7 protein-coding genes are annotated in these 23,780 nt (G+C 72.6%); 5 read left to right on the forward strand and 2 right to left on the reverse strand.

From position 1 onward, the window contains the following. Positions 1 to 166: 166 nt before the first annotated feature. From ASC99_RS08875 to ASC99_RS08885, 3 genes are all read left to right on the forward strand, one after another. A complete protein-coding gene (locus ASC99_RS08875; protein WP_057230117.1) occupies positions 167 to 1,486 on the forward strand; it encodes a KamA family radical SAM protein in 1,320 nt (439 codons plus the stop codon). A gap of 87 nt (positions 1,487 to 1,573) precedes the next feature. Next, positions 1,574 to 2,830 (forward strand): pyridoxal phosphate-dependent aminotransferase, encoded by a 1,257-nt coding sequence (locus ASC99_RS08880; RefSeq protein WP_057230118.1) that lies wholly within the window; start codon positions 1,574 to 1,576, stop codon positions 2,828 to 2,830. Positions 2,831 to 2,868: 38 nt separating this feature from the next. After that, complete coding sequence (locus ASC99_RS08885; protein ID WP_057230119.1) at positions 2,869 to 3,813, forward strand: ACP S-malonyltransferase; 945 nt, start codon at positions 2,869 to 2,871, stop codon at positions 3,811 to 3,813. A 70-nt stretch (positions 3,814 to 3,883) separates the two neighbouring features. Here ASC99_RS08885 and ASC99_RS08890 read toward each other — a convergent pair whose 3' ends face one another. After that, a complete protein-coding gene (locus ASC99_RS08890; protein WP_057230120.1) occupies positions 3,884 to 4,132 on the reverse strand; it encodes an acyl carrier protein in 249 nt (82 codons plus the stop codon). A gap of 120 nt (positions 4,133 to 4,252) precedes the next feature. Here ASC99_RS08890 and ASC99_RS08895 point away from each other — a divergent pair, with 120 nt between their 5' ends. Beyond that, positions 4,253 to 5,830, forward strand: coding sequence for an AMP-binding protein (locus ASC99_RS08895; protein WP_057230121.1), 1,578 nt, complete (start codon positions 4,253 to 4,255; stop codon positions 5,828 to 5,830). Between the two features lie 63 nt (positions 5,831 to 5,893). Here the strand turns inward: ASC99_RS08895 and ASC99_RS08900 are convergent, their stop codons facing one another. After that, on the reverse strand, positions 5,894 to 7,417 hold the full coding sequence (locus ASC99_RS08900; protein WP_057230122.1) for a D-alanine--poly(phosphoribitol) ligase: 1,524 nt from the start codon (positions 7,415 to 7,417) through the stop codon (positions 5,894 to 5,896). Positions 7,418 to 7,676: 259 nt separating this feature from the next. Between ASC99_RS08900 and ASC99_RS08905 the strand changes: the two genes are divergently transcribed. Further along, positions 7,677 to 23,780, forward strand: coding sequence for a type I polyketide synthase (locus ASC99_RS08905; protein ID WP_082598191.1), 16,104 nt, complete (start codon positions 7,677 to 7,679; stop codon positions 23,778 to 23,780).

Genomic DNA, 23,780 nt, shown 5'->3' on the forward strand with positions numbered 1-23,780 from the left:
ACAGGGGGGTCGGCGATTACGGCCCCGCACTAGTCTCCGAGCTACCGCGAGTCAAGTCCCCGAGCCGTCACTGGATTCGCCGGGTTCAAGGTAGTCAGGCCGCGTTGCACACCTATGCCGGGGCCCACTCCCGAAGGCGGGCCCATGAGACCGGAGGAATGTCCGAATGTCCCTGCTGACCCTCGAATTTCCCACCACGGAACGATTCAAAGCGTTCGGCCCAAGACACATCGACGAGATCGCCAGCCGTTACGGACTGCCTGCGCACCTCCAGGAGACCGTCCGGATGATCTCGCAGGTCCTGCCGTTCCGGGTCAACGAGTACGTGCTCTCCTCGCTGATCGACTGGACCAACATCCCGAACGACCCGATCTTCCAACTGGTCTTCCCGCAGCCGGGGATGCTGTCGATCGAGGACGAGAAGCGGCTCAGCGTGCTGTCCGGTGACCCGGCGAACAAGCTCCAGCTGCGGGAGACCGTGCAGGACATCCGCTCGCGGCTGAACCCGCACCCGTCCGGGCAGAAGGAGCTCAACGTCCCCCGGCTGGACGGCGTGGAGCTGGCCGGCATGCAGCACAAGTACCGCGAGACGGTGCTCTACTTCCCCGGCCAGGGGCAGACCTGCCACGCGTACTGCACCTACTGCTTCCGCTGGGCGCAGTTCGTCGGTGACGCCGACCTCAAGTTCGCCGCGCCGGACCCGAGTCAGCTGGTCGAGTACCTGAAGGCGCACCCGCAGGTGACCGATGTACTGGTCACCGGTGGCGACCCGATGGTGATGTCGACCGAGCGGCTGCGCAGCCACCTGGAGCCGCTGCTGGCGATCGACAGCGTCCGGACCATCCGGATCGGCACCAAGTCGGTCGCGTACTGGCCGCAGCGGTTCGTCACCGACCAGGACGCCGACGAGGTGCTCTGGCTGTTCGAGAAGATCGTGGACTCGGGCCGCAACCTCGCGGTGATGGGCCACTTCAGCCACCCGCGGGAGCTGGAGACCGACATCGCCCGCCGGGCGCTGCAGCGGATCCGCTCCACCGGCGCGCTGGTCTACGGCCAGGCCCCGCTGATCGGCAAGGTCAACGACGACGCCGACGCCTGGGCCGAGCTGTGGCGCCGGGAGCTCGGGGCCGGTGTGGTGCCGTACTACATGTTCGTGGAGCGGGACACCGGCCCGCACGACTACTTCAAGGTGCCGCTGGCCCAGGCGGTCGGCATCTTCCAGGCCGCCTACCGTCAACTGCCGGGCCTGGCCCGGACGGTGCGTGGTCCGGTGATGTCCGCCAAGCCGGGCAAGGTCGCGGTGGACGGGATCGAGGACACCCCGCAGGGCAAGTACTTCCAGCTGCGGCTGCTCCAGGCCCGGGACCCCGAGCTGGTCGGCCGCCCGTTCCGGGCGCACTTCTCGGAGACCGCCTCCTGGGTGGACGAGCTGGAGCTGGCGGAGACCACGCCGGCCGACATCAGGGCAGCGGTGCAGGGGGTCTGAGCACCCTCGGAGAGGCGGCGGGACTCTCCTCCCGGCCCGGGGCGAAAGGTCTGGGCGCAACGGCAGAATCAGTGGAAGGAGCTGGCGATGGCCGGCCGGAAAGTGTCACCGAACCTGGACCTCAACAACGACGTGGCGGAGCGCCGGACGAGGGGCGAGTCGATCGTCCATCTGGCCTTCGGCGAGGCGCGGTTGCCGGTCCACCCGGCGCTGAAGGGGCAGTTGGCTGCCAGCTCCGGGGAGAACGCCTACGGGGCGGTGCCCGGCGGCCGGGCGGTCCGGCGGGAGGCGGCGGGCTATTTCAGCCGCCGCAACCTGCCGACCGAGCCCGAGCAGGTCGTGGTCGCCCCGGGCAGCAAGCCGCTGCTGATGGCGGTTCAGTTCGTCGTCCCCGGCGACCTGGTGATCCCCAAGCCCGCCTGGAACACCTACAAGCCGCAGGGCCTGCTGGCCGGCAAGCAGGTGTACGAGGTGGACATCCCGGCCGAGTGCGGCGGTGTGCCGGACCCGGTCAAGCTGCGGGAGACCGTCCGGGCCGCGCGCGCGGCCGGCGGCAACCCGAGGCTGGTGGTGCTCACCCTCCCGGACAACCCGACCGGCACCGTGGTCTCCCCCGAACTGGTCCGGGAGATCTGCGCGGTGGCGGAGGAGGAGGACCTCTACCTGATCTCCGACGAGATCTACCGGGACGTGGTGCACGACCCGGCCACCCCGGTGCTCAGCCCCGCCGAGGTGCTGCCGGAGCGCACCATCGTCACCAACGGTCTGAGCAAGACGCTGGCGCTCGGCGGCTGGCGGATCGGCGTAGCCCGGTTCCCCGACAACACCTGGGGCAACAGCGTCCGGGACGGTGTCATCTCACTGGCCAGCGAGGTCTGGTCGACGCTGGCCATCCCGATGCAGGAGGTCGCGGCGTACGCCTTCTCCGAGCCGCCGGAGGTGCGCGACCGGTTCGCCCGCAGCGCCCGGCTGCACGGGGCGGTGGCCCGCGCGGTGTACCGGATCATGATCGGGGCCGGCGCCACCTGCCGCCCGCCGACCGGCGGGTTCTACGTCTACCCGGACTTCGAGCCGAAGCGCGCGGCCCTGGAGGCCAAGGGCATCACCGACGCGCAGTCGCTCTTCCGGTACCTGTTCGACGAGTTCGGGATCGTGGTGCTGGCGGGCGACAACCTGGGCGACGACTCCGGGGCACTCCGCTTCAAGGCGGCCACCAGCCTGCTGTACGGCCACACCCGGGAGGAGCAGCAGCTCGCCCTGGACGCCGAGGACCCGCTCTCGCTCCCGCACATCCGGGACGTGCTGACCCGGATCGAGGAAGCCTTCACCAAGCTCGTCGGCTGAGGCTGACGGATCCACAACTCTGAAGGGAACAACCAGAGATGAAGGCCGAAGACCGGCCCGGCACCGCGATCATCTTCCCCGGCATGGGGCCGTCGCAGTTCGCGGACGTGGCGAAGTTCATGCTGCTCAACCCGTTCGCCCGGAAGCTGGTGGCGACCGCCGGGGAGACCCTCGGATACGACCTGCTGGCGCGCTACCGGGCCAGCGAGAGCGACTACTCGGAGTACGCCCAGGTCGCCTTCCTGGTGAACTGCGTCGCGCTGGCCCAGTGGGCCGAGGCGGAGCTGGACAGCCGCCCCGAGCTGATCGCCGGGCCGAGCTTCGGGAGCAAGGCGGCCGCCGTGCACTCCGGGTCGCTGGACTTCGCCGAGGCGGTCTGGGCGACCGCCCAGATGGCCCGCTGCGAGGACGAGTACTTCGCGGTCGAGCACCGGGACATCGTCACCCACTCGTTCACCCGCACCCCGCAGGCCCGACTGGCCGAGGTACTGGCCGAGTTGGACGAGCAGGGGGAGTGGTACGACATCTCCTGCTACATCGACGAGGACTTCTACATGCTCTCGCTGCGGGAGGGCCGGGTGGACTGGCTGCAGGACCGGCTGCGGGCGATGGGCGGCCTGCCGCTGTACACGATGAACCCGCCGATGCACTCCTCGGCCTTCGGCGCGCTGCGCGACCGGGTCGAGGCGGAGGTGGTGGACCGGCTGACCTTCGCCGACCCGGTGCTGCCTATCGTGGCGGACCAGGACGGCTCGGTGCTGACCACTGGCGCGGGCGTCCGGACGATGATCCTGGACGGCTACGTGAAGCCGGTGCGCTGGCCGGCCGTGGTGGAGACCTTCCGGCGGCTGGGCATCGGCACCGTCCAGGTGTCCGGCCCGGACGGCCTGTTCGGCCGGGTGGGTGCCACCACCCGGAACTTCGAGGTGGTCCCGGTCAACCCGCGGACCGCGATGCAGCCGCGCCGCCGGGTCCCGGCCTGAGGCCCTAAATGAAATTCCCTCCGGAATCACCAGGATTCCGGAGGGAATTTCGGGCCGACGTCTGTGACGGTCAGACAGCCGGAGCACCGAGCTTCGAGATCGCGTTCCACAGCGTCTCCGCGGTGGAGAAGGTCTCGGAGTTCAGGAAATCGTGGATGAACTCGACACCGTACGTCTCCTCCAGTGAGGCGAGCAGGTCCACGGTGCCCATCGAGTCCAGGCCCAGTTCGCGGAGACTGACGTCGGGCCGCAGTTCGTCACCGGCCTCCAGATACGGCAGGTGCCGACGGATCGTGTTCTCGAACTTCTTGTCCCACATGCTGACTCCGAATGTCGATTCCCGACCTGGGCGGGATTTCCAGGATGTCTTGCGCGTTCGACGATACCCGCGCCGGGAGTGCGGGCCGCAACCCCTTACCACCCCTCTCCTGGAGGCAGAATGAACGTGACCGACGGGCCTGCGCTGCACGCCCGATTCCTGCGTGGCCTTGCCCTCTCACCCGACCGCCTGGCGGTCCGGCTGGGTGCCGATTCGCTGACCTACACCGAGGTGCACCGCCGTGCGCTGAGCTGGGCGGGAGCCCTGCTGGCCGGCCCCGGTGAGCCGCCCGAGGTGATCGGGGTGCTGGCCGGCAAGGGGGTCGAGGCGTACGTCGCGATCCTGGCCGGGCTCTACACCGGCCGCACGGTGGTGCCGCTGCGCTCGGACTTCCCGGTCGCCCGGACCCGCCGGATGCTCGAGGTGGCCGGGGTCCAGGCCGTGGTGGCCGACCGGTTCGGCCTGGCCAACCTGGTCGAGCTGGCGGCCGAGGGCCTCGACCTGCCGGTGCTCGCCCCTGGCCACGGGCTGGACGAGGAAGGGAAGTTGCGCGGCCTGCCGCTGCGCGGGATCGCCCTGGACGAGAAGGACGCGCTCACCGAACCCCGCCCGGTCAGCGCCACCGACCGGGCGTACGTGCTGTTCACCTCGGGCTCGACCGGCACCCCCAAGGGCGTGCCGATCAGCCACGGCTCCACCCACCACTACTTCGAACTGCTGGACCAGCGCTACGACTTCAACGCCGACGACATCTTCTCGCAGACCTTCGACGTCAACTTCGACTGCGCGGTCTTCGACATGTTCTGCGCCTGGGGCGCCGGTGCCACCCTGCTGGCGCTGCCCAACGAGGCGTACCACGACCTGCCCGGCTACCTCACCCAGCAGGGCGTGACGGTCTGGTTCTCCACGCCGAGCGCGATCTCACTGGTGCGCCGCACCCGGGGGCTGAAGCCGGACTCGATGCCCGGCCTGCGCTGGAGCCTGTTCGCGGGCGAGGCGCTACGGGCCGCCGACGCCACCGACTGGCAGGACGCCGCGCCGAACTCCACCCTGGAGAACATCTACGGCCCGACCGAGCTGACCGTCACCGTCACCGGCTACCGCTGGGACCGGGACACCTCGCCGGTGCTCTGCGTGAACGGCCTGACCCCGATCGGCACCGTGCACGAGGGCCACGACTTCGTCCTGCTCGCCCCGAACGGCGTGCCCTCGCTGACCGAGGGCGAACTCTGCATCACCGGGCCGCAGATGACCACCGGTTACCTCGATCCGACGGACGACCAGGGCCGCTTCCTGGAGCACGAAGGCCGCCGCTGGTACCGCACCGGCGACCGGGTCCGCCAGCACGGCAACGGGGTGCTGGTCTACCTCGGCCGGCTGGACGCCCAGGTGCAGGTGCAGGGCTGGCGGGTGGAGCTGGCCGAGATCGACCACGCCCTGCGGGTCTGCGTCGGGGTGCAGGACGCGGTGGCGGTGGCCAGGGAGGGCGCGAACGGCACCGAGCTGGTGGTCTTCTACGTCGGCGAGAAGTCGCCGCCGGCCGAACTGGCCCGCCAGCTGCGCGAGGTGCTGCCGCACAGCATGGTGCCCCGGCACTACCGGCACGTCGAGGACTTCCCGCTGAACGCCAACCGCAAGGTGGACCGCGGCCTGCTGGCCAGGCAGGCGGCCGCCGAACTGGAGGCCGTACCGGCCTGAGCACCGGACAAGCCGTCGGCCCCGACCTCCCAGGAGGTCGGGGCCGTTCGGGTTGACGTTGCGTCAGACGACGCTCGCCGCCAGCACCTTGCGGTCGATCTTGCCGTTCGGGGTGACCGGGAGGCTGTCCACCACCCGCAGCTCGTGCGGGGTCATGTAGGCCGGCAGGGTCTCCTTGCAGAAGGCCCGGATCTCGTTCTCGCTGATCTGCTGGGCGTCCTTGGCGGTCACCACGAACGCGCCGAGCACCGGCTCCTTGTCGGCGCGCGGCAGCACCAGCGCGGCGGCCGCGGTGATCCCGGGGAACTCCAGGATCCGGCGCTCCACCTCGCCCAGCTCGACCCGGTTGCCGCGGATCTGCACCTGGTTGTCGGCCCGGCCGCAGAAGTACAGCTCGCCGTCGGCGCCTTGGTACGCGAGGTCGCCGGTACGCAGCACCAGCTGGCCCGACTTGGGGTTCAGCGGGTCGGGCACCTGGGCGGCCCGGGTGGCCTCGAGGTCGTCCCAGTAGCCGGTGAACATCGACGGGGCGCGCAGGTGGATGTGGCCGACCACGCCGGGCTCGGTGACCGGTACCTGGTCCTCGTCCACGATGGTCATCTCGGCGCCCGGGTAGGCGAAGCCGATCGAGAGCTTCTCCAGGTCGTCCGGGAGCGGGTTGGGCACGTCGGTGAAGGAGGCGGCCATCGACTCGGTGGCGCCGTAGCAGTTGACCAGCCGGGCGGTCGGCCGGGCCCGCTGGAGCAGCCGCAGCTCGGGCAGCGGGAAGTCCTCGCCGCAGAACAGCACACCGCGCAGCTTCTCCAGCTCAGCCAGCCCGGCGAGTTCGTGCCGCAGCACGCCGCGCCAGATCGACGGCACGCCGTTCACCTGGGTCACCTCGGCCTCGTTCAGGAAGGCCAGGAAACGCCGTGGCCAGGGCAGCGCGGCGCGCGGCACCGGGACGACGGTGGCGCCGCTGCCCAGCGCCAGGCCGATGTCCAGCAGCGAGAAGTCGAACTGCAGCGGCGAGGTGGTGGCCACCCGGTCCTCGGTGCCGACGATGCCGGCCGCCAGCATGCCCCGGTAGAAGGCCACCACGCCGCGGTGGCTCATCACCACGCCCTTGGGCCGTCCGGTGGTGCCCGAGGTGAAGATCATGTACGCCGGGTCGGTGGCGGACGCCTCCCGGCGGTGCCGCACCCGGGCCATCGGCGGGCGCTCCACGGACAGGCCGTTCGGCCCGAACCTGGCGGTGCCGACCTCGGCCGGGATGCCCTGCCGGTCGCCGGTCGGGCTCTGCAGGTGCAGCGCTGGCGCGGTGGTCGAGATGATCGAGTGCAGTCGCTTGTCCGGGGTCTCCGGGCTGACCGGGATGAACGCGACGCCGGCCTTGGAGCAGGCCAGTAGCAGCGCGATCGCGTGTCCTGAGGTGTCCGACTCCAGGATCACCCGGTCCCCGATGTCCAGGCCGAGATCCACCAGTGCGGCGGCGTACCTGTCGACCCGGTCGGCGAGTTCCCGGTAGGTGGTGGTGACCAGCCCGCCGACCCCGTCGGATTCGACCACGGCGGGCCGTTCCGGAGCGAATGCGACCGGGGCGAGCATGAATTCATGAATTCGCTCGGCAGGCCGCTGCGCGTAATTCTCGGCACTCAAGTTCACGTGAATCAGTCCCCTGTCGGCTAGAGCTATCCAGGGTTTTGGTACCACGGATGTGGCGCCCCTTGTACACCCGTAATCGCAGTCTGGGGCCCCTAGGGGGCGTTAGGGGCTTGGGCGCGTGTTCGAGTTTCCGTAGTGTGCATTTCTGTGGCTGCCCGTGCGTGGCCTGCCGGCGAAGACGGATAAAGTGGAGCGTATCTCGATGAGCGAGTCTGGGAGTTTCGTTTCCGGTGACGGGCAGACGCCGGTGGACCGGTCCGAGCTGGTCCGTCGACTGGAGGCGCTGCCGGTTTCCGAGCAGCGCAGGGTGCTGCTGGACCTGGTGTGTGAGCAGACCCTGGCGGTGCTGCGCAGAGTGCGCCCCGGCGTCGATCCGGTGGTCGACGTCGACCGTCCGTTCAAGGAGCAGGGCCTCGACTCGCTGGGTCTGGTCGAGGTGCACGCCCGGCTGAACGCGGCCACCAACCTGGCCCTGCCGGTCACGGCGGGCTTCGACCACCCGACCCCGGCGCTGCTCGCCGAGTACCTGCGGGCCGAGGCGCTGGGCCTGCCGGAGGACGCCGGGGTGTCCACCCTGGCGGCGTACGCGGACGACGAGCCGATCGCGATCGTCGGCGTCGGCCTCCGCTTCCCCGGTGAGGTGACCACCCCCGAGGCGCTCTGGCAGATCGTCAGCGAGGGCCGCACCGTCTCCGGCGACTTCCCGGACGACCGTGGCTGGGACCTCGACAACCTCTTCGACCCGGACCCGGACGCCCCGGGCCGCAGCTACACCCGCAAGGGTGGATTCCTGTACGACGCCGCCGAGTTCGACGCCGACTTCTTCGGCATCAGCCCGCGCGAGGCGCTCACCATGGACCCGCAGCAGCGGGTCACCCTGGAGGCCGCCTGGGAGGCGCTGGAGCACGCGGGCATCGACCCGACCGAGCTCCGCGGCACCCGGGCCGGCGTCTTCCTCGGGGCCGGTGCGCACGAGTACGGCGTCCGCTCGCACGAGAGCCCGGAGGGCTTGGACGGCTACCTGCTGACCGGCACCGCGCTCTCCATCGCCAGCGGCCGGGTGGCCTACACCCTCGGTCTGGAGGGCCCCGCCCTCACCATCGACACCGCCTGCTCCAGCTCGCTGGTCGCTCTGCACCTGGCCGTCCAGTCACTGCGCCGGGGCGAGTCCTCGCTCGCGCTGGCCGGTGGCGTGACGCTGATGGGCAGCCCGGCGATCTTCACCGAGTTCAGCCGCCAGCGCGGGCTGGCCGAGGACGGCGTGATCAAGGCCTTCGCCGAGGCCGCCGACGGCACCGCCTTCGGCGAGGGCGTCGGCTTGCTGGTGGTCGAGCGGCTCTCCGACGCCCAGCGGCTCGGCCACCCGGTGCTGGCCGTGGTGCGCGGCACCGGCATCAACCAGGACGGCGCCAGCAACGGCCTCACCGCGCCCAGCGGCGCCGCCCAGCGCCGACTGATCCGCGACACCCTGGCCACCGCCGGGCTGACGGCCGATCAGGTGGACGCGGTCGAGGCGCACGGCACCGGCACCACGCTCGGCGACCCGATCGAGGCCCAGGCCCTGCTGGCCACCTACGGGAAGGGCCGCCCCGAGGACCGGCCGCTCTGGCTCGGCTCGGTGAAGTCCAACATCGGCCACACCCAGGCCGCCGCAGGCGTGGCGAGCATCGTCAAGGTGATCATGGCGATGCGGCACGGCGTGCTGCCGCGCACCCTGCACGTGGACGCGCCGTCCGGCAGCATCGACTGGTCCGCCGGGGACGTCCGGCTGCTGACCGAGGATCAGGACTGGCCGCGGGACGCCGAGCGCACCCGCCGGGTCGGCGTCTCCTCGTTCGGCGTCAGTGGCACCAACGCGCACGTGATCATCGAGGAGCCGCCGGCCGTCGAGCCCGCCGAGGCTCTCGAGCCCGTCGCGGCCCCGCTGCCGGTCATCGTCACCGTCAGCGCCAAGACCGAGCCGGCCTTGCGCGGCCAGGCCGAGCGGCTGCTCGCGCTGGCCGAGTCGGACCCGGAGCTCGCCCCGGCCGACCTCGGCCACTCGCTCGCCACCACCCGGGCCACGCTCGCCGAGCGGGCCGTCCTGGTGGCCGAGGACCGCGACGAACTGCTCGCCGGCCTACGGGCGTTGGCGGCGGACGCGGAGCTCCCCGGGGTGTTCCGGGGCACCGCGCCGGCCGGTCGGCTGGCCTTCCTGTTCACCGGCCAGGGCTGCCAGCGGCTGGCGATGGGCCGTCAGCTCTACGACACCTACCCGGTCTTCGCCCGGGCCCTCGACCAGGCCATCGGCTACCTCGACCTGCAGCTCGAAATCCCGCTCTGGGACGTGCTGTTCGCCGCCGAGGGCTCTGCCGAGGCCGAGCTGCTGCACCAGACCTGCTACGCCCAGGTCGCGCTGTTCGCGGTCGAGGTCGCGCTCTACCGCCTGGTTGAGTCCTGGGGCCTGCGCCCGGACTTCCTGGCCGGCCACTCGGTCGGCGAGATCGCGGCGGCCCACGTGGCCGGGGTGCTCTCGCTGGAGGACGCGGCCACCCTGGTGGCCGCCCGGGGCCGGCTGATGCAGGAACTGCCCACCGGCGGCGCGCTGGTGGCGATCCAGGCGAGCGAGGCGGAGATCCTGCCGCTGCTCACCGCCGGGGTCAGCATCGCGGCGGTGAACGGCCCGCGCTCGGTGGTGATCGCGGGCGAGGAGGAGGCGGTCCTGGCGATCGCGGCCCGGTTCGAGCGAACGAAGCGGCTGCGGGTCTCGCACGCCTTCCACTCGCCGCTGATGGAGCCGATGCTCGAGGAGTTCGGCCTGATCGCCGGGATCCTCAGCTACTCCGCGCCGCGGATCCCGATCGTCTCCACCGTCACCGGCCGCCCGGCCACCGCCGAGGAGCTGACCTCGCCGGACTACTGGGTGCGGCACGTACGGGAGTCGGTGCGCTTCCACGACGCCGTGGAGAGCCTGGCGGCCAACGGCGTCCGGAGCTTCCTGGAGCTCGGTCCCGACGCGGTGCTGACCGCGATGGGCCAGGACTGCGTGCCCGAGCAGGCCGCCGACGCGGTCTTCGTCGCCGCGCTGCGCGCCGGACGGGACGAGGTCAGGGAGCTGGTCTCCGCCGTCGCCCGGATGCACGCCCGGGGCGGCACGCTCGACGGCTTCACCCCGTACGCCGGCCTGGCGCCGCGCCGGGTTCCGCTGCCCACCTACGCGTTCCAGCACAAGCGGTACTGGCTGACCGCGCCCACGGTCGCCGCGGACGCGGCCGGTCTCGGCCAGGACGTCGTGCAGCACCCGCTGCTGGGAGCAGCGGTCAGCCTGGCCGGTTCGGACACCGTGGTGCTCACCGGCCGGCTCTCGCTGCGGGCCCAGCCCTGGCTGGGCGATCACGTGATCGCGGGCGTGATCCTGCTGCCCGGCACCGCCTTCGTCGAACTGGCGCTGGCCGCAGGCGATCAGGTCGGCTGCGACCTGGTCGAGGAACTCACCCTGGCCGCCCCGCTGGTGATCCCGGCCGAGGGCGACGTCGCGCTCCAGGTGGTGGTCGGCGTCGCCGACGGCACCGGGCGGCGCACCGTCGAGTTCTACTCCCGGACCGAGGACGGTCCGTGGGAGCGGCACGCCGAGGCCGTGCTCGGCTCCGGTGCACCCCTTCTTGAGACCGCCGAGCTCACCGTCTGGCCGCCGCAGGGCGCCCAGCCGCTCGACGTCAGCGGTCTGTACGAGCAGATGGCCGGTCAGGGCTACGGCTACGGCCCGGCCTTCCGGGCCGTCCGGGCCGCCTGGCAGCTCGGCGGCGAGGTGTTCGCCGAGGTCGCGCTCGACCAGGAGGTCAAGGCCGACGCCTTCGGCCTGCACCCCGCGCTGCTGGACGCCGCCCTGCACGCCGCCGACCTGGCCGGTGCGGTCCCGGACGGCACCCGAGTGCCGTTCGCCTGGGCGGGCGTCGCGCTGCACTCGGTCGGCGCCTCCGCCGTCCGGGTCCGGATCACCCCCAACGGGACGGACAGCCTGGCACTGACCATCGCCGACCAGGCCGGCCTGCCGGTCGCCCGGGTCGAGTCGCTGGTGCTGCGCCAGGTCTCCGCCGAGCAGCTGGAGGCCGGGCGGGCGGGCCGCCGCGAGCCGCTGTACCGGATCGGGTGGCAGACGCTGTCGCTGCCCACCGCTGAGGCTGCCGAAGGCTTCGTCCGGCGCCCGATCGTGGCCACGCCCGAGGGTGAACTCCCGGACGTGGTCCGGCTGGTGACGGCCGATGCGCTGACCGCCGTGCAGGACTGGCTGGCCGACGAGAGCTCCGCCCGGCTGGTGGTGGTCACCCGGAACGCGGTGGTGGCCCGGGACGGCGACCCGATCGACCCGGCCCAGGCGGTGGTCTGGGGCCTGGTCCGCTCGGCCGAGGCCGAGAACCCCGGCCGCTTCGTGCTGGCCGACCTGGACGGCAGCGCCGAGTCCGAGCGCGCGCTGGCCGCCGCGCTGGCCTCCGGGGAGACCGAACTCGCCCTGCGGGACGGCGAGTTCCTGGTGCCCCGGGTGGCCGCACTCCCGGCCGAGGCCGAGACCGGCGACTCCCCGTGGGACGCCACCAGCACTGTGCTGATCACCGGCGGCACCGGTGGCCTCGGCGGCCACCTGGCCCGCCACCTGGTCACCAACCACGGCGTCCGGCACCTGCTGCTGACCAGCCGGCGCGGCCCGGCCGCACCCGGCGCCACCGAGCTGTCGGCCGAACTGACCGAGCTGGGCGCCACGGTGACGGTCGCTGCGGTGGACGCCGTCGACCGCGCGGCGCTGGCCGCCGTACTGGCCGAGGTGCCCGCCGAGCACCCGCTGACCGCCGTGGTGCACACCGCCGGTGTGGTCGACGACGGCCTGGTCGGCTCGCTCACCCCGGCCCGGGTGGACCACGTGATGCGCCCCAAGGTGGACGCCACCTGGAACCTGCACGAGCTGACCGAGGGTCAGAACCTCAAGGCCTTCGTGCTCTACTCCTCGACCGCCACCGCCCTGGACGGCGCGGGGCAGGGCAACTACGCCGCCGCCAACCTGTTCCTGGACGCGCTGGCAGCACGTCGCAAGGCGGCCGGACTGCCCGTCACCTCGCTGGCCTGGGGCCTCTGGCTCGGCGGCGCGGGCATGGGCGCCGACCTGGACGAGGCCGCGCTCCAGCGGGCCCGCCGGCTCGGAATGGCGGGTCTGCTCCCGCACGAGAACCTGGCGCTGTTCGACCGCGCCCTGAGCACCACCGAGCCCTCCGTCATCCCGGTCCGAATCGACCTGCGGGCGCTCCAGGCCCGTACCGACGGTGTCCCGCAGCTGCTCCGTGGTCTGGTCCGCGCGGTCCCGCGCCGGGCGGCCTCCGCCGCCGGCCGGTCGGGCGACGAGACCCCGCTGGTGCAGCTGCTCGCCGGGCTGGCCGAGGGCGAGCGGGTGGAGACCCTGCTCGACCTGGTCCGCACCCACGCCGCCTCGGTGCTCGGCCACGACAGCGCCGAATCGGTCAGTGCCACCCGGGCGTTCAACGAGCTCGGCTTCGACTCACTGGCCGCGGTCGAACTGCGCAACCGCCTGAACGCCGCCACCGGCCTGCGGCTCAGCGCCACCCTCACCTTCGACTACCCCAACCCGCGCGCCCTTGCCGAGCACATCGCGAGCAAGGTCACCAGCACCCCAGCCACCGCTCCCCGCCGCGAGCGGGTGGCCGCGGTGGCCGGCGCCGACGACCCGATCGCGATCGTCGGCATGGCCTGCCGCTACCCGGGCGGGGTCACCTCGCCCGAGACGCTGTGGCAGCTGGTGGACGAAGGCCGGGACGTCATCGACCGGTTCCCGGCCGACCGCGGCTGGCCCGCCGACCTGTACGACCCGGAGCCCGGAAAGCCCGGCAAGAGCTCCAGCCGTGAGGGCGCCTTCCTGTACGACGCCGGTCAGTTCGACGCGGACTTCTTCGGCATCAGCCCGCGCGAGGCGCAGGCGATGGACCCGCAGCAGCGGCTGCTGCTCGAGGTCTCGTGGGAGACCCTGGAGAGGGCCGGCCTCGACCCGCACGCGCTGCGCGGCAGTGACACCGGCGTCTTCGCCGGGGTGATGTACCACGACTGGGGTCTGCGGATGGGCCCGCTCCCCGAGGAGATCGCCGCCTACCACGGCAACGGCAGCCTGGCGAGCGTGGTCTCCGGCCGGGTGGCCTACACACTCGGTCTGGAGGGCCCGGCGGTCTCCGTCGACACCGCGTGCTCCTCCTCGCTGGTCGCGATGCACTGGGCGATCCAGGCGCTCCGGCAGGGCGAGTGCTCGCTCGCGCTGGCCGGCGGTGTGACCGTGATGTCCACCCCCGACACCTTCATCGACATGAGCCGCCAGCGCGGCCTGGCCGCCGACGGCCGGTGCAAGTCCTTCGGTGCCGGAGCAGACGGTACGGGCTGGGGCGAGGGCGTCGGCATGCTGCTGCTGGAGCGGCTCTCCGACGCCCAGCGCAACGGCCACCAGGTGCTCGGCCTGATCCGGGGCTCGGCGGTCAACTCCGACGGCGCCTCGAACGGCCTGACCGCGCCGAACGGTCCCTCGCAGCAGCGGGTGATCCAGGCGGCGCTGGCCACGGCCGGCCTGACCACCTCGGACGTCGACGCGGTCGAGGGCCACGGGACCGGTACGACGCTGGGCGACCCGATCGAGGCGGGGGCGCTGCTGGCCACGTACGGCCAGGACCGCCCCGAGGGGCAGCCGCTCTGGCTCGGCTCGCTCAAGTCCAACATGGGCCACACCCAGGCAGCGGCCGGGGTCGGCGGCGTCATCAAGATGGTCGAGGCGATCCGGCACGGTGTGCTGCCGCGTACGCTGCACGCCGAGCAGCGGTCCGAGCAGATCGACTGGGAGGCCGGGGCGGTCGAGCTCCTGACGGAGGCTCGGGCCTGGCCCGAGACCGGTCGGGTGCGACGGGCGGGCGTCTCGTCCTTCGGCATCAGCGGCACCAACGCGCACGTCATCGTCGAGCAGGCGCCGGAGGTTTCTCCGTCCGTCTCGGCTGTGACCGCGCCGACCGGTGACGCCACGCTCGTGCCGTGGGTGATCTCCGGGCGGACCGCGCCGGCGCTCCGGGCGCAGGCGGCCGGGCTCCGTTCCTACCTGGAGACCCTGGAGGACGGTGAACTGACCTCGGCTGCACTGGGGTTGGTCACCGGACGGGCCGGTCTCGAGCACCGGGCGGTGGCACTCGGTGCGGACCGCGCGCAGCTGGCCGAGGCGCTCGACGCGCTGGCGGAGGGCGCGGGTGCGGCGGACTTCGTGCGGGAGGGCAAGCTCGCCTTCCTGTTCACGGGGCAGGGGTCGCAGCGGTTGGGGATGGGGCGTGAGCTGCACGCTGCTTTCCCGGTGTTCGCTTCGGCGTTCGACGAGGTGTTGGCTGAGCTGGGCGGGTCGCTGCGGGATGTGGTGTGGGGCTCGGACGTTGAGCTGCTGAACCGCACCGTGAACACGCAGAGTGCGCTGTTCGCGGTCGAGGTGGCGTTGTTCCGGCTGGTGGAGTCGTGGGGGGTGCGGCCTGACTTCGTGTCGGGGCACTCGGTGGGTGAGATCGCGGCTGCGCATGTGGCGGGGGTGCTGTCGCTCGCGGATGCGGTGAAGCTTGTGTCGGCGCGTGGCCGGCTGATGCAGGAACTGCCTTCGGGTGGTGCGATGGTGGCGATTCAGGCGACTGAGGCGGAGATCCTGCCGCTGCTCACCGAGGGTGTCAGCATTGCGGCCGTCAACGGCCCGCGCTCGGTGGTGGTCTCCGGTGACGAGGCCACGGTGCTGGAGATCGCCTCGGGCTTCGAGCGGACCAAGCGGCTGAGCGTCTCGCACGCGTTCCACTCCCCGCTGATGGACCCGATGCTGGACGAGTTCCGCACGGTGGTCAGCGGGTTGAGCTTCAACGAGCCGAAGATCCCGGTGGTGGCGTCGGGTTCGTTCACCGACCCCGAGTACTGGGTCAGCCACGTCCGTGACGCGGTCCGCTTCGCCGACAACATCGGCCAGTTGGAGTCGCGCGGCGTCACCACTTTCGTGGAGATCGGCCCCGACGCCGTCCTCACCGCAGCCGGCGCGGACTGCGTCGCCGAGGACTCCGAAGCGGCCTTCGTCTCCACGCTGCGCCGCGAGCGGAGCGAGGAGCGCGAGCTGCTGACCGGCCTGGCCCGCGCCCACGCCCGGGGTGTGGCCGTCGACTGGACGGCGCTGCTGCCCGGTGCGCAGCGGGCCCGTACCGACCTGCCGACCTACGCCTTCCAGCGTCAGCGGTACTGGATCGACCTGGTCGGGGTCGGCTTCGGTGATCTCGGTTCGGCCGGTCTGGAGGCCGTTGACCACCCGATGCTGAGTGCGGCGGTGGTCTCGCCGGACAACGGCGGTGTGGTGCTGACCGGCAGGCTGTCGATCGACACCCAGGCGTGGATCGGTGACCACGGCGTGCTGGGCAATGTCCTGCTGCCGGGCACCGGTTTTGTCGAACTGGCCGTCCGGGCAGGCGACCAGGTGGACTGCGGCCGGGTCGAGGAACTGACCCTGGAGGCGCCGCTGATCCTGGCGCCCGGCGGGGCAGTCGCTCTCCAGGTGGTGGTCGGTGCCGCCGATGCGGCAGGCACCCGGTCCGTCTCGGTCTACTCCCGCCCCGAGGGCGGTGCCGACCAGGAGTGGACCCGGCACGCCAACGGTGTGCTGGCGCCCGAGCCGACGGCGCCCGAGTTCGAGCTGACGGCCTGGCCGCCGCCGGGCGCCACCGAGATCGACGTGGCGAACGCGTACGAGCGGCTGACCGACCGCGGCTACGGCTACGGCCCGGTCTTCCAGGGTCTGAAGGCCGCCTGGCGCCGTGGTGACGATGTGTTCGCCGAGGTTGCCCTGCCGGCTGGCTCCCACGCCGAGGCCGCCCGCTTCGGGCTGCACCCGGCCCTGCTGGACACCGCGATGCACGTGGACCTGCTGCTGGACGGCACGGCCGGGGACGAGGGCGACACGCTGCTCCCGTTCTCCTGGAACGGCGTCTCCCTGCACGCGGCCGGCGCGAACGCGCTCCGGGTGCACATCCGCCGGGTCCGGGGTGCCGAGGTCTCGGCCATCGGGGTCGCCGACACCGCCGGGCAGCTGGTCGCCACCGTCGAGTCGCTGGTCTCCCGCCCGGTCTCGTCCGAGCAACTGGCAGCCAGTCAGGGCAAGTTGAACGAGATCCTGCACCGCGTCGACTGGCAGCGCAGCGCACCGCTCGCCGCCGCAACCGGCACCCTGCCGACCCTGGCCGAGCTGCTGGACAGCGAGGTCGAGGTCCCGGCGGTCGTACTGCACCCGGTGGCCACAGGCACCGACACCGACGTCCCGGCCGGAGTCCGGGCGGCCGTCGCCGACGCGCTCGGCGCCGTACAGAGCTGGCTGGCCGACGAGCGGTTCGCCGGATCGCGGCTGGTCCTGGTGACCCGACACGCCGTGGTGGCAGGGGAATCGGGTGTCATCGCGCTGGCCCAGGCCCCGGTCTGGGGCCTGGTCCGGTCGGCCATCGAGGAGAATCCGGGCCGGTTCGCCCTGCTCGACCTGGACGGCTCCGCCGAGTCCGACCGGGCCCTCGCCGTCGCTGCCGCCGCCGGAGAGCCGGAGGCCGCACTCCGGGCCGGACAGCTCCTGGTGCCCCGGCTGGTCCGGGCGGCGGTCGCCGAGCCGGCGCCGGTCTGGGACTCCACCGGCACGGTGCTGATCACCGGCGGGACCACCGGCCTGGGCGCTCTGGTGGCCCGTCACCTGGTCGGCGAACACGGGGTCCGCCACCTGCTGCTCACCAGCCGCCGGGGCGCCGACGCACCCGGTGCGGCCGAGCTGAGCGCCGAACTGGCCGAGCTGGGCGCCGAGGTGGCGATCGCGGCCGCCGATGTCTCCGACCGGGCGGCGCTGGCCGCCGTACTGGCCGGCATCCCCGCCGAGCACCCGCTGACCGGTGTGGTGCACGCCGCAGGGGTGATGGACAACGCGCTCGTCGAGTCCCTGACGCCAACTCAGTTCGACTACGTGCTCCGCCCGAAGGCCGACGCCGCCTGGCACCTGCACGAGCTCACCGAGGGTCAGGCGCTGACTGCCTTCGTCCTGTTCTCCTCCGCCGGTGGCCAGGTGCTGGCTGCCGGGCAGGCCAACTACGCGGCCGCCAACGTCTTCCTGGACGCGCTGGCCACCCACCGCCGGGAGGCGGGCCTGCCCGCCACCGCCCTCGCCTTCGGAATGTGGGCGGTCAACACCGGCCTCGGCGACGTCACCGACGCCGACCTGGACCGGATGAACCGCCTCGGACTGCCCGCGCTCACCGCCACCGAGGGTCTGGCGGCCTTCGACGCGGCGGTCGGCACCACCCACCCGCAGCTGGCGGCCCTCCGGATCGACCGGAGCGGCGTGCTGGCCCGGGGCGAGGGCATCCCGGCCCTGCTGCGCGGCCTGACCGGCGGACCGGCCCGGCAGCGGGCGCAGGCCGGCGGCCGACCGGCCGACGGCAACGCGCTGGCGGAGAAGCTGGCCGGACTGAACGAGGCCCAACGCGACCGGCACCTGCTGGAGTTGGTTCGCACCCAGGTCGCCGCCGTGCTCGGCCACGCCGAGCTGGACGCGGTCGGCGCCGACCGGGCCTTCAAGGACCTCGGCTTCGACTCGCTGGCCGCCGTCGAACTGCGGAACTCGCTGGGCGGGGCCACCGGACTGCGGCTGCCCGCCACCCTGGTCTTCGACTTCCCGACCTCGCGCGCGGTGGCCGACTTCCTGAAGACCAAGCTGGCCGGCACCACCGCCACCAAGGCTCCCGTGGTCCGCCCGGCCGTCGAGGCGGTGGCGGACGAGCCGATCGCGATCGTCTCGATCAGCTGCCGGTTCCCCGGCGGCGTCCGCTCCGCCGAGGATCTCTGGCGGCTGGTGGTCGAAGGGGTGGACGCGGTCTCGGAGTTCCCGACCGACCGTGGCTGGGACATCGAGTCCATCTACGACCCCGAGCCGGGTCTGGCGGGCAAGACCTACGCCCGGACCGGCGGCTTCCTGCACGACTCCAACGAGTTCGACCCGGAGTTCTTCGGCATCATGCCGCGCGAGGCCCTCGCGATGGACCCGCAGCAGCGCCTGCTGCTCCAGGGCGCCTGGGAGGCCTTCGAGTTGGCGGGCATCGACCCGCAGTCGATGCGCGGCAGCCAGACCGGGGTGTACGCCGGTGTGATGTACCACGACTACGGCACCCGCCTCCCGTACGTGCCGGAGGAGCTGACCGGCTACATCGGCAACGGCAGCGCGGCGAGCATCGCCTCGGGCCGGGTCGCCTACACGCTCGGCCTGGAAGGGCCCGCCGTCACGGTGGACACCGCCTGCTCGTCCTCGCTGGTCGCCCTGCACATGGCCGTCCAGGCGCTGCGGGCCGGTGAGATCACCATGGCGATCGCGGGCGGTGTCACCGTGATGCCGACGCCGGAGCTGTTCGTCGACTTCAGCCAGCAGCGCGGGCTCTCCGCCGACGGCCGCTGCAAGGCCTTCTCCGGCGCCGCCGACGGCACCGGCTGGTCCGAAGGGATCGGGCTGCTGCTGGTCGAGCGGCTCTCCGACGCGGAGCGCAACGGGCACCCGGTGCTCGCTGTGATCCGGGGCAGCGCGATCAACCAGGACGGCGCCTCGAACGGGCTGACCGCCCCGAACGGCCCGTCCCAGCAGCGGGTGATCCAGAAGGCGCTGGACGCCTCCGGCCTCTCCGCCGCCGACATCGACCTGGTCGAGGGTCACGGCACCGGCACCCGCCTGGGTGACCCGATCGAGGCCCAGGCGCTGCTGGCGACGTACGGTCAGGACCGGCCGGAGGACCGGCCGTTGTGGCTCGGCTCGATCAAGTCCAACATCGGCCACGCCCAGGCGGCGGCCGGTGTCAGCGGTGTGATCAAGGTGGCGATGGCGGTCCGCAACGGTCTGATGCCGAGGACCCTGCACGTGGACCAGCCCTCGCCGCAGGTGGACTGGACGGCCGGCGATGTACGCCTGCTGACCGAGTCCAGGGAGTGGCCGGAGACCACCGGGCCGCGCCGGGCCGGTGTCTCCTCCTTCGGCCTGAGCGGGACCAACGCGCACCTGATCATCGAGCAGGCCCCCGTGCCCGCCCCGGTGACCGAGGCGCAGGACCGGGACGCGCTCCCGCTGGTGCCGCTGCTGTTCTCCGCGAAGAGCGCGAAGAGCCTGCCTGCCCAGGCGGCCAAGCTGCTGGACCGGATCCTCTGGGACCAGGAGCTGAGCCTGCTCGACGTCGGCTTCTCGCTGGCCACCGGCCGGGCCGACCTGGACCACCGGGCCGTGGTGCTGGCCGGGGACCGCGACTCGGCGGTCGTGGCGCTCACCGCGCTGGCCGAGCAGAGCGGACACCCCACCGCCGTCACCGGCGTCGCCGCACCGGGCGGGCTGACCGCCTTCCTGTTCTCCGGCCAGGGCGCCCAGCGCCTCGGCATGGGACGTGAACTGCACGCCACCTTCCCGGTGTTCGCGTCGGCCTTCGACGCGACACTGGCCGAGCTGGACGCCCACCTGGACCGTCCGCTGCGCGAGGTGGTCTGGGGCGAGGACGCCGAACTGCTCAACCGGACGGTCTACACCCAGACCTCGCTGTTCGCCTACGAGGTCGCACTGTTCCGCCTGGTCGAGTCCTGGGGCCTGCTGCCCGACATCCTGGTCGGTCACTCGGTCGGCGAGCTGGCCGCGGCCCACGTGGCCGGAGTCTTCTCGCTGGCGGACGCGGCCCGACTGGTGGCGGCCCGGGGTCGGCTGATGCAGCAACTGCCCTCGGGCGGTGCGATGGTGGCGATCCAGGCCACCGAGGAGGAGATCCTCCCGCTGCTCACCGACCGGGTCAGCATCGCGGCGGTGAATGCCCCGCGTTCGGTGGTGGTCTCCGGTGACGAGGCCGAGGTCGAGGCGGTGATCGGCCGCTTCGAGGGTCGCAAGACCAACCGGCTGCGGGTCTCGCACGCCTTCCACTCGCCGCTGATGGAGCCGATGCTGGACGAGTTCCGGCAGGTCGCCGAGAGCGTGGCGTACCGGATCCCGAGTCTCCGGGTGGTCTCCAACCTGACGGGTACCGAAGCGAGTTCGGTACAGCTCGGCTCGGCCGAGTACTGGGTGCGGCACGTCCGTGAGGCGGTCAGGTTCGCCGACGGCGTCGGCTTCCTGGAGCGCGAGGGTGTCACCCGCTACGTCGAGCTCGGCCCGGACGGCGTGCTGACGGCGCTGGCCGGCGGGACCCTCACCGGCGACGGTCACGTACTGGCCGCCACGGCCCGCAAGGACCGCACCGGTCCCGAGGGGCTGCTCGCGGCGCTGGCCGAGCTCCAGGTGGCCGGCAACGGCCCGGACTGGGCGGCGTTCTTCGCCGGGCACGGTGCCCGGCGGGTCGACCTGCCCAGCTACGCCTTCGAGAAGCGGCACTACTGGCTGGACGTCCCGGCGCTGCCCGGTGGCGATGTCGCCGGGATCGGTCAGACGCCCGCCGAGCACCCGATGCTCAGCGCGGTGGTGGTCTCGCCGGTGGACGGCGGGGTGGTGCTCACCGGCCGGCTCGCGATGGACACCCACCCGTGGCTGGCCGACCACAACGTGCTCGGCACGCTGCTGCTGCCCGGCACCGGGTACGTCGAACTGGCGCTGCGGGCAGGCGAGGAGGTCGGCTGCGACCTGGTCGAGGAGCTGACCATCGAGGCGATCATGCCGCTCACCGCGACCGGCGGCACCGCCGTCCAGGTGGTGGTCGGCGCGGCCGACGCATCGGACCGACGCACGCTGGAGGTCTACTCCCGGTTCGAGAACGCGCCGGACTACGTGGACTGGACCCGGCACGTGTCCGGCTTCCTGGCCCCGTCCGAGGAGACCGCGACGGTCCCCGCCGCCTTCGACGTCACCTACGGCTCCTGGCCGCCGGCCGGCGCCGAGGAGGTGGACATCAGTGACGTCTACGACTACCTGACCAGCCAGGGCTACTACTACGGCCCGCGCTTCCGGGGCCTGAAGGCGGTCTGGCGCCGGGGAGAGGACGTCTTCGCCGAGGTCGCCCTGCCGGACGACGTCCGGGAGGAGGCAGCGGGCTTCCGGGTCCACCCGGCGCTGCTGGACGCGGCGTTGAGCGCGACCGACTTCCTCGGCGGCTACCGTCCGCAGGACATCGGCTCCTCGCACCTGCCGTTCGCCTGGACCGGCGTCTCGCTGCACGCAGGCGGCGCCGCCCGGATGCGGGTGAAGCTCAACTCGACCGGCCCCGACGCGGTCCGGCTCGAACTCGCCGACTCCACCGGCCTGCCGGTGGCCACCGTCGAGCAGCTGGTGGTCCGCGCCATCACCCCGGACCGGATCGCCGCCGGGGCGGCCGCCTCCACCGGGCTCAAGCAGCACGACTCGCTGTTCCGGATCGGCTGGAGCCACCTGCCGCTCGGTGCGGCGGGCAGCGCCACCGCGGCCGGCCGGGTGATCGTCGGTGACGCCGCCGGGCTCGACCTCGACCTGCCGGTGTTCGAGAGCCTGACGGCCCTCGGCAGCGCGGCCGAGGCCGGGACCACGACGCCCGAACTGATCCTGCTGCCGGTCCTCTCGGGAACCGGCGACGTGCCGACCGATGCCCGCGCGGCGCTGGACGGCGTGCTGAGCACCCTTCAGCAGTGGCTGGCCGACGACCGGTTCGCCGACACCCGCCTGATGGTGCTCACCCGGGGCGCGGTGGCGGTCGAGGAGGACGAGCGGATCAACCTCGGCCAGGCCGGCGTCTGGGGCCTGGTCCGGGCCGCCCAGCAGGAGAACCCGGGCCGGATCCTGCTGATCGACCTGGACAGCGGCAACGTGCCGGTCCAGCTCACCGCCCTGGGCGAGCCCGAGCTGGCGGTGCGCGGCGTCGACGTCCGGGTGCCCCGGCTCGCCGGGGTCGCGGAGAGCGGCATTCCGCCGGTCTCGCCGTGGGACCCCGAAGGCACGGTGCTGATCACTGGAGGCACCAGCGGACTGGGCGCCCTGGTGGCCCGTCACCTGGTCGCCGAACATGGCGTCAGGCACCTGCTGCTGACCAGCCGGCGCGGGCTCGCCTCGCCCGAGGCGGCGGCCCTGGCGGCCGAGCTGACCGAGGCCGGTGCGGAGGTCACCGTCGCGGCGGCCGACGCCGCCGACCGGGCGGCGCTGGAGGGCTTGCTGACGGGCATTCCGGCCGCCCACCCGCTGCGCGGCGTGGTGCACGCGGCCGGGGTGATGGACAACGCCCTGGTCGGCTCGCTCACCCCGGCGCAGCTGGACAACGTACTGCGGCCGAAGCTCGAGGCGGGCTGGCACCTGCACGAGCTGACGAAGGATCTCGACCTGTCGGCGTTCGTGCTGTTCTCCTCCTGCGCCGGGCTGCTGGTCGGCACCGGGCAGGCGAACTACGGCGCGGCCAACCGCTTCGTCGACGCCCTCGCCGTCCACCGGCGGGAGCTGGGCCTGCCCGGCACCTCGCTGGCCTTCGGTCTGTGGACCCAGAAGACCGGCCTGGGAGGTGGCGTCACCGAGGCCGACCTGCACCGGATGAACCGGCTCGGGATGCCCGCGATGACCGGCGAGGAGGGCCTCGCGCTGTTCGACGAGGCGCTCGGGCTCGGTGAGGAGGCGGTGCTGGTGCCGATCCGGCTGGACCTGCCCGCGCTGGCGGCGGTGGCGGACGAGATCTCGCCGCTCTTCCGCGAGCTGGTGCGCAGTCAGAGCCGGAGGCCCGCCCGTACGACGAAGGCCAAGGTGGCGGCGGTGGAGGCCGAGCCGGCCGGCCAGCTCTCGCTGGAGCAGCGGCTGGCCGGTCTGGGCCGGACCGAGCGGGACCGGTTCCTGCTCGACCTGGTGCGCAACCACGTCGCGGCGGTCCGCCACGACGACCCGGCGGCGATCGACGTCACCCGGGGCTTCACCGAGCTGGGTCTCGACTCGCTGGCCGCGATCGAGCTCCGCAACCGCCTGCAGACCGCAACCGGCCTGCGGCTCCCGGCCACGCTGATGTTCGACTACCCGAACCCCGGTGCGCTGGCCGAGTTCCTGCTCACCGAGCTGCTCCCCGGCATCGACGACAGCGAGCCGGAGGTGCAGCCGCAGTCGGAGCTGGACGAGGGCGAGTTCCGCCGGGCCCTGGGGGCGCTCCCGCTGGCCGCGCTCCGGGAGGCGGGCCTGCTGGACGCGCTGCTGAAGCTGACCGCTCCGGCGTCCGGTTCGCCGTCGCCGGAACCGGCCGCACCGGCAGCCGACATCACCACCATGGCCATCGACGACCTGGTGCGGGCCGCGCTCGCCGCCAACTCCAACTGA

The sequence above is a fragment of the Kitasatospora sp. Root107 genome (genome assembly GCF_001424875.1).
In the GTDB taxonomy this organism is placed as follows: domain Bacteria; phylum Actinomycetota; class Actinomycetes; order Streptomycetales; family Streptomycetaceae; genus Kitasatospora.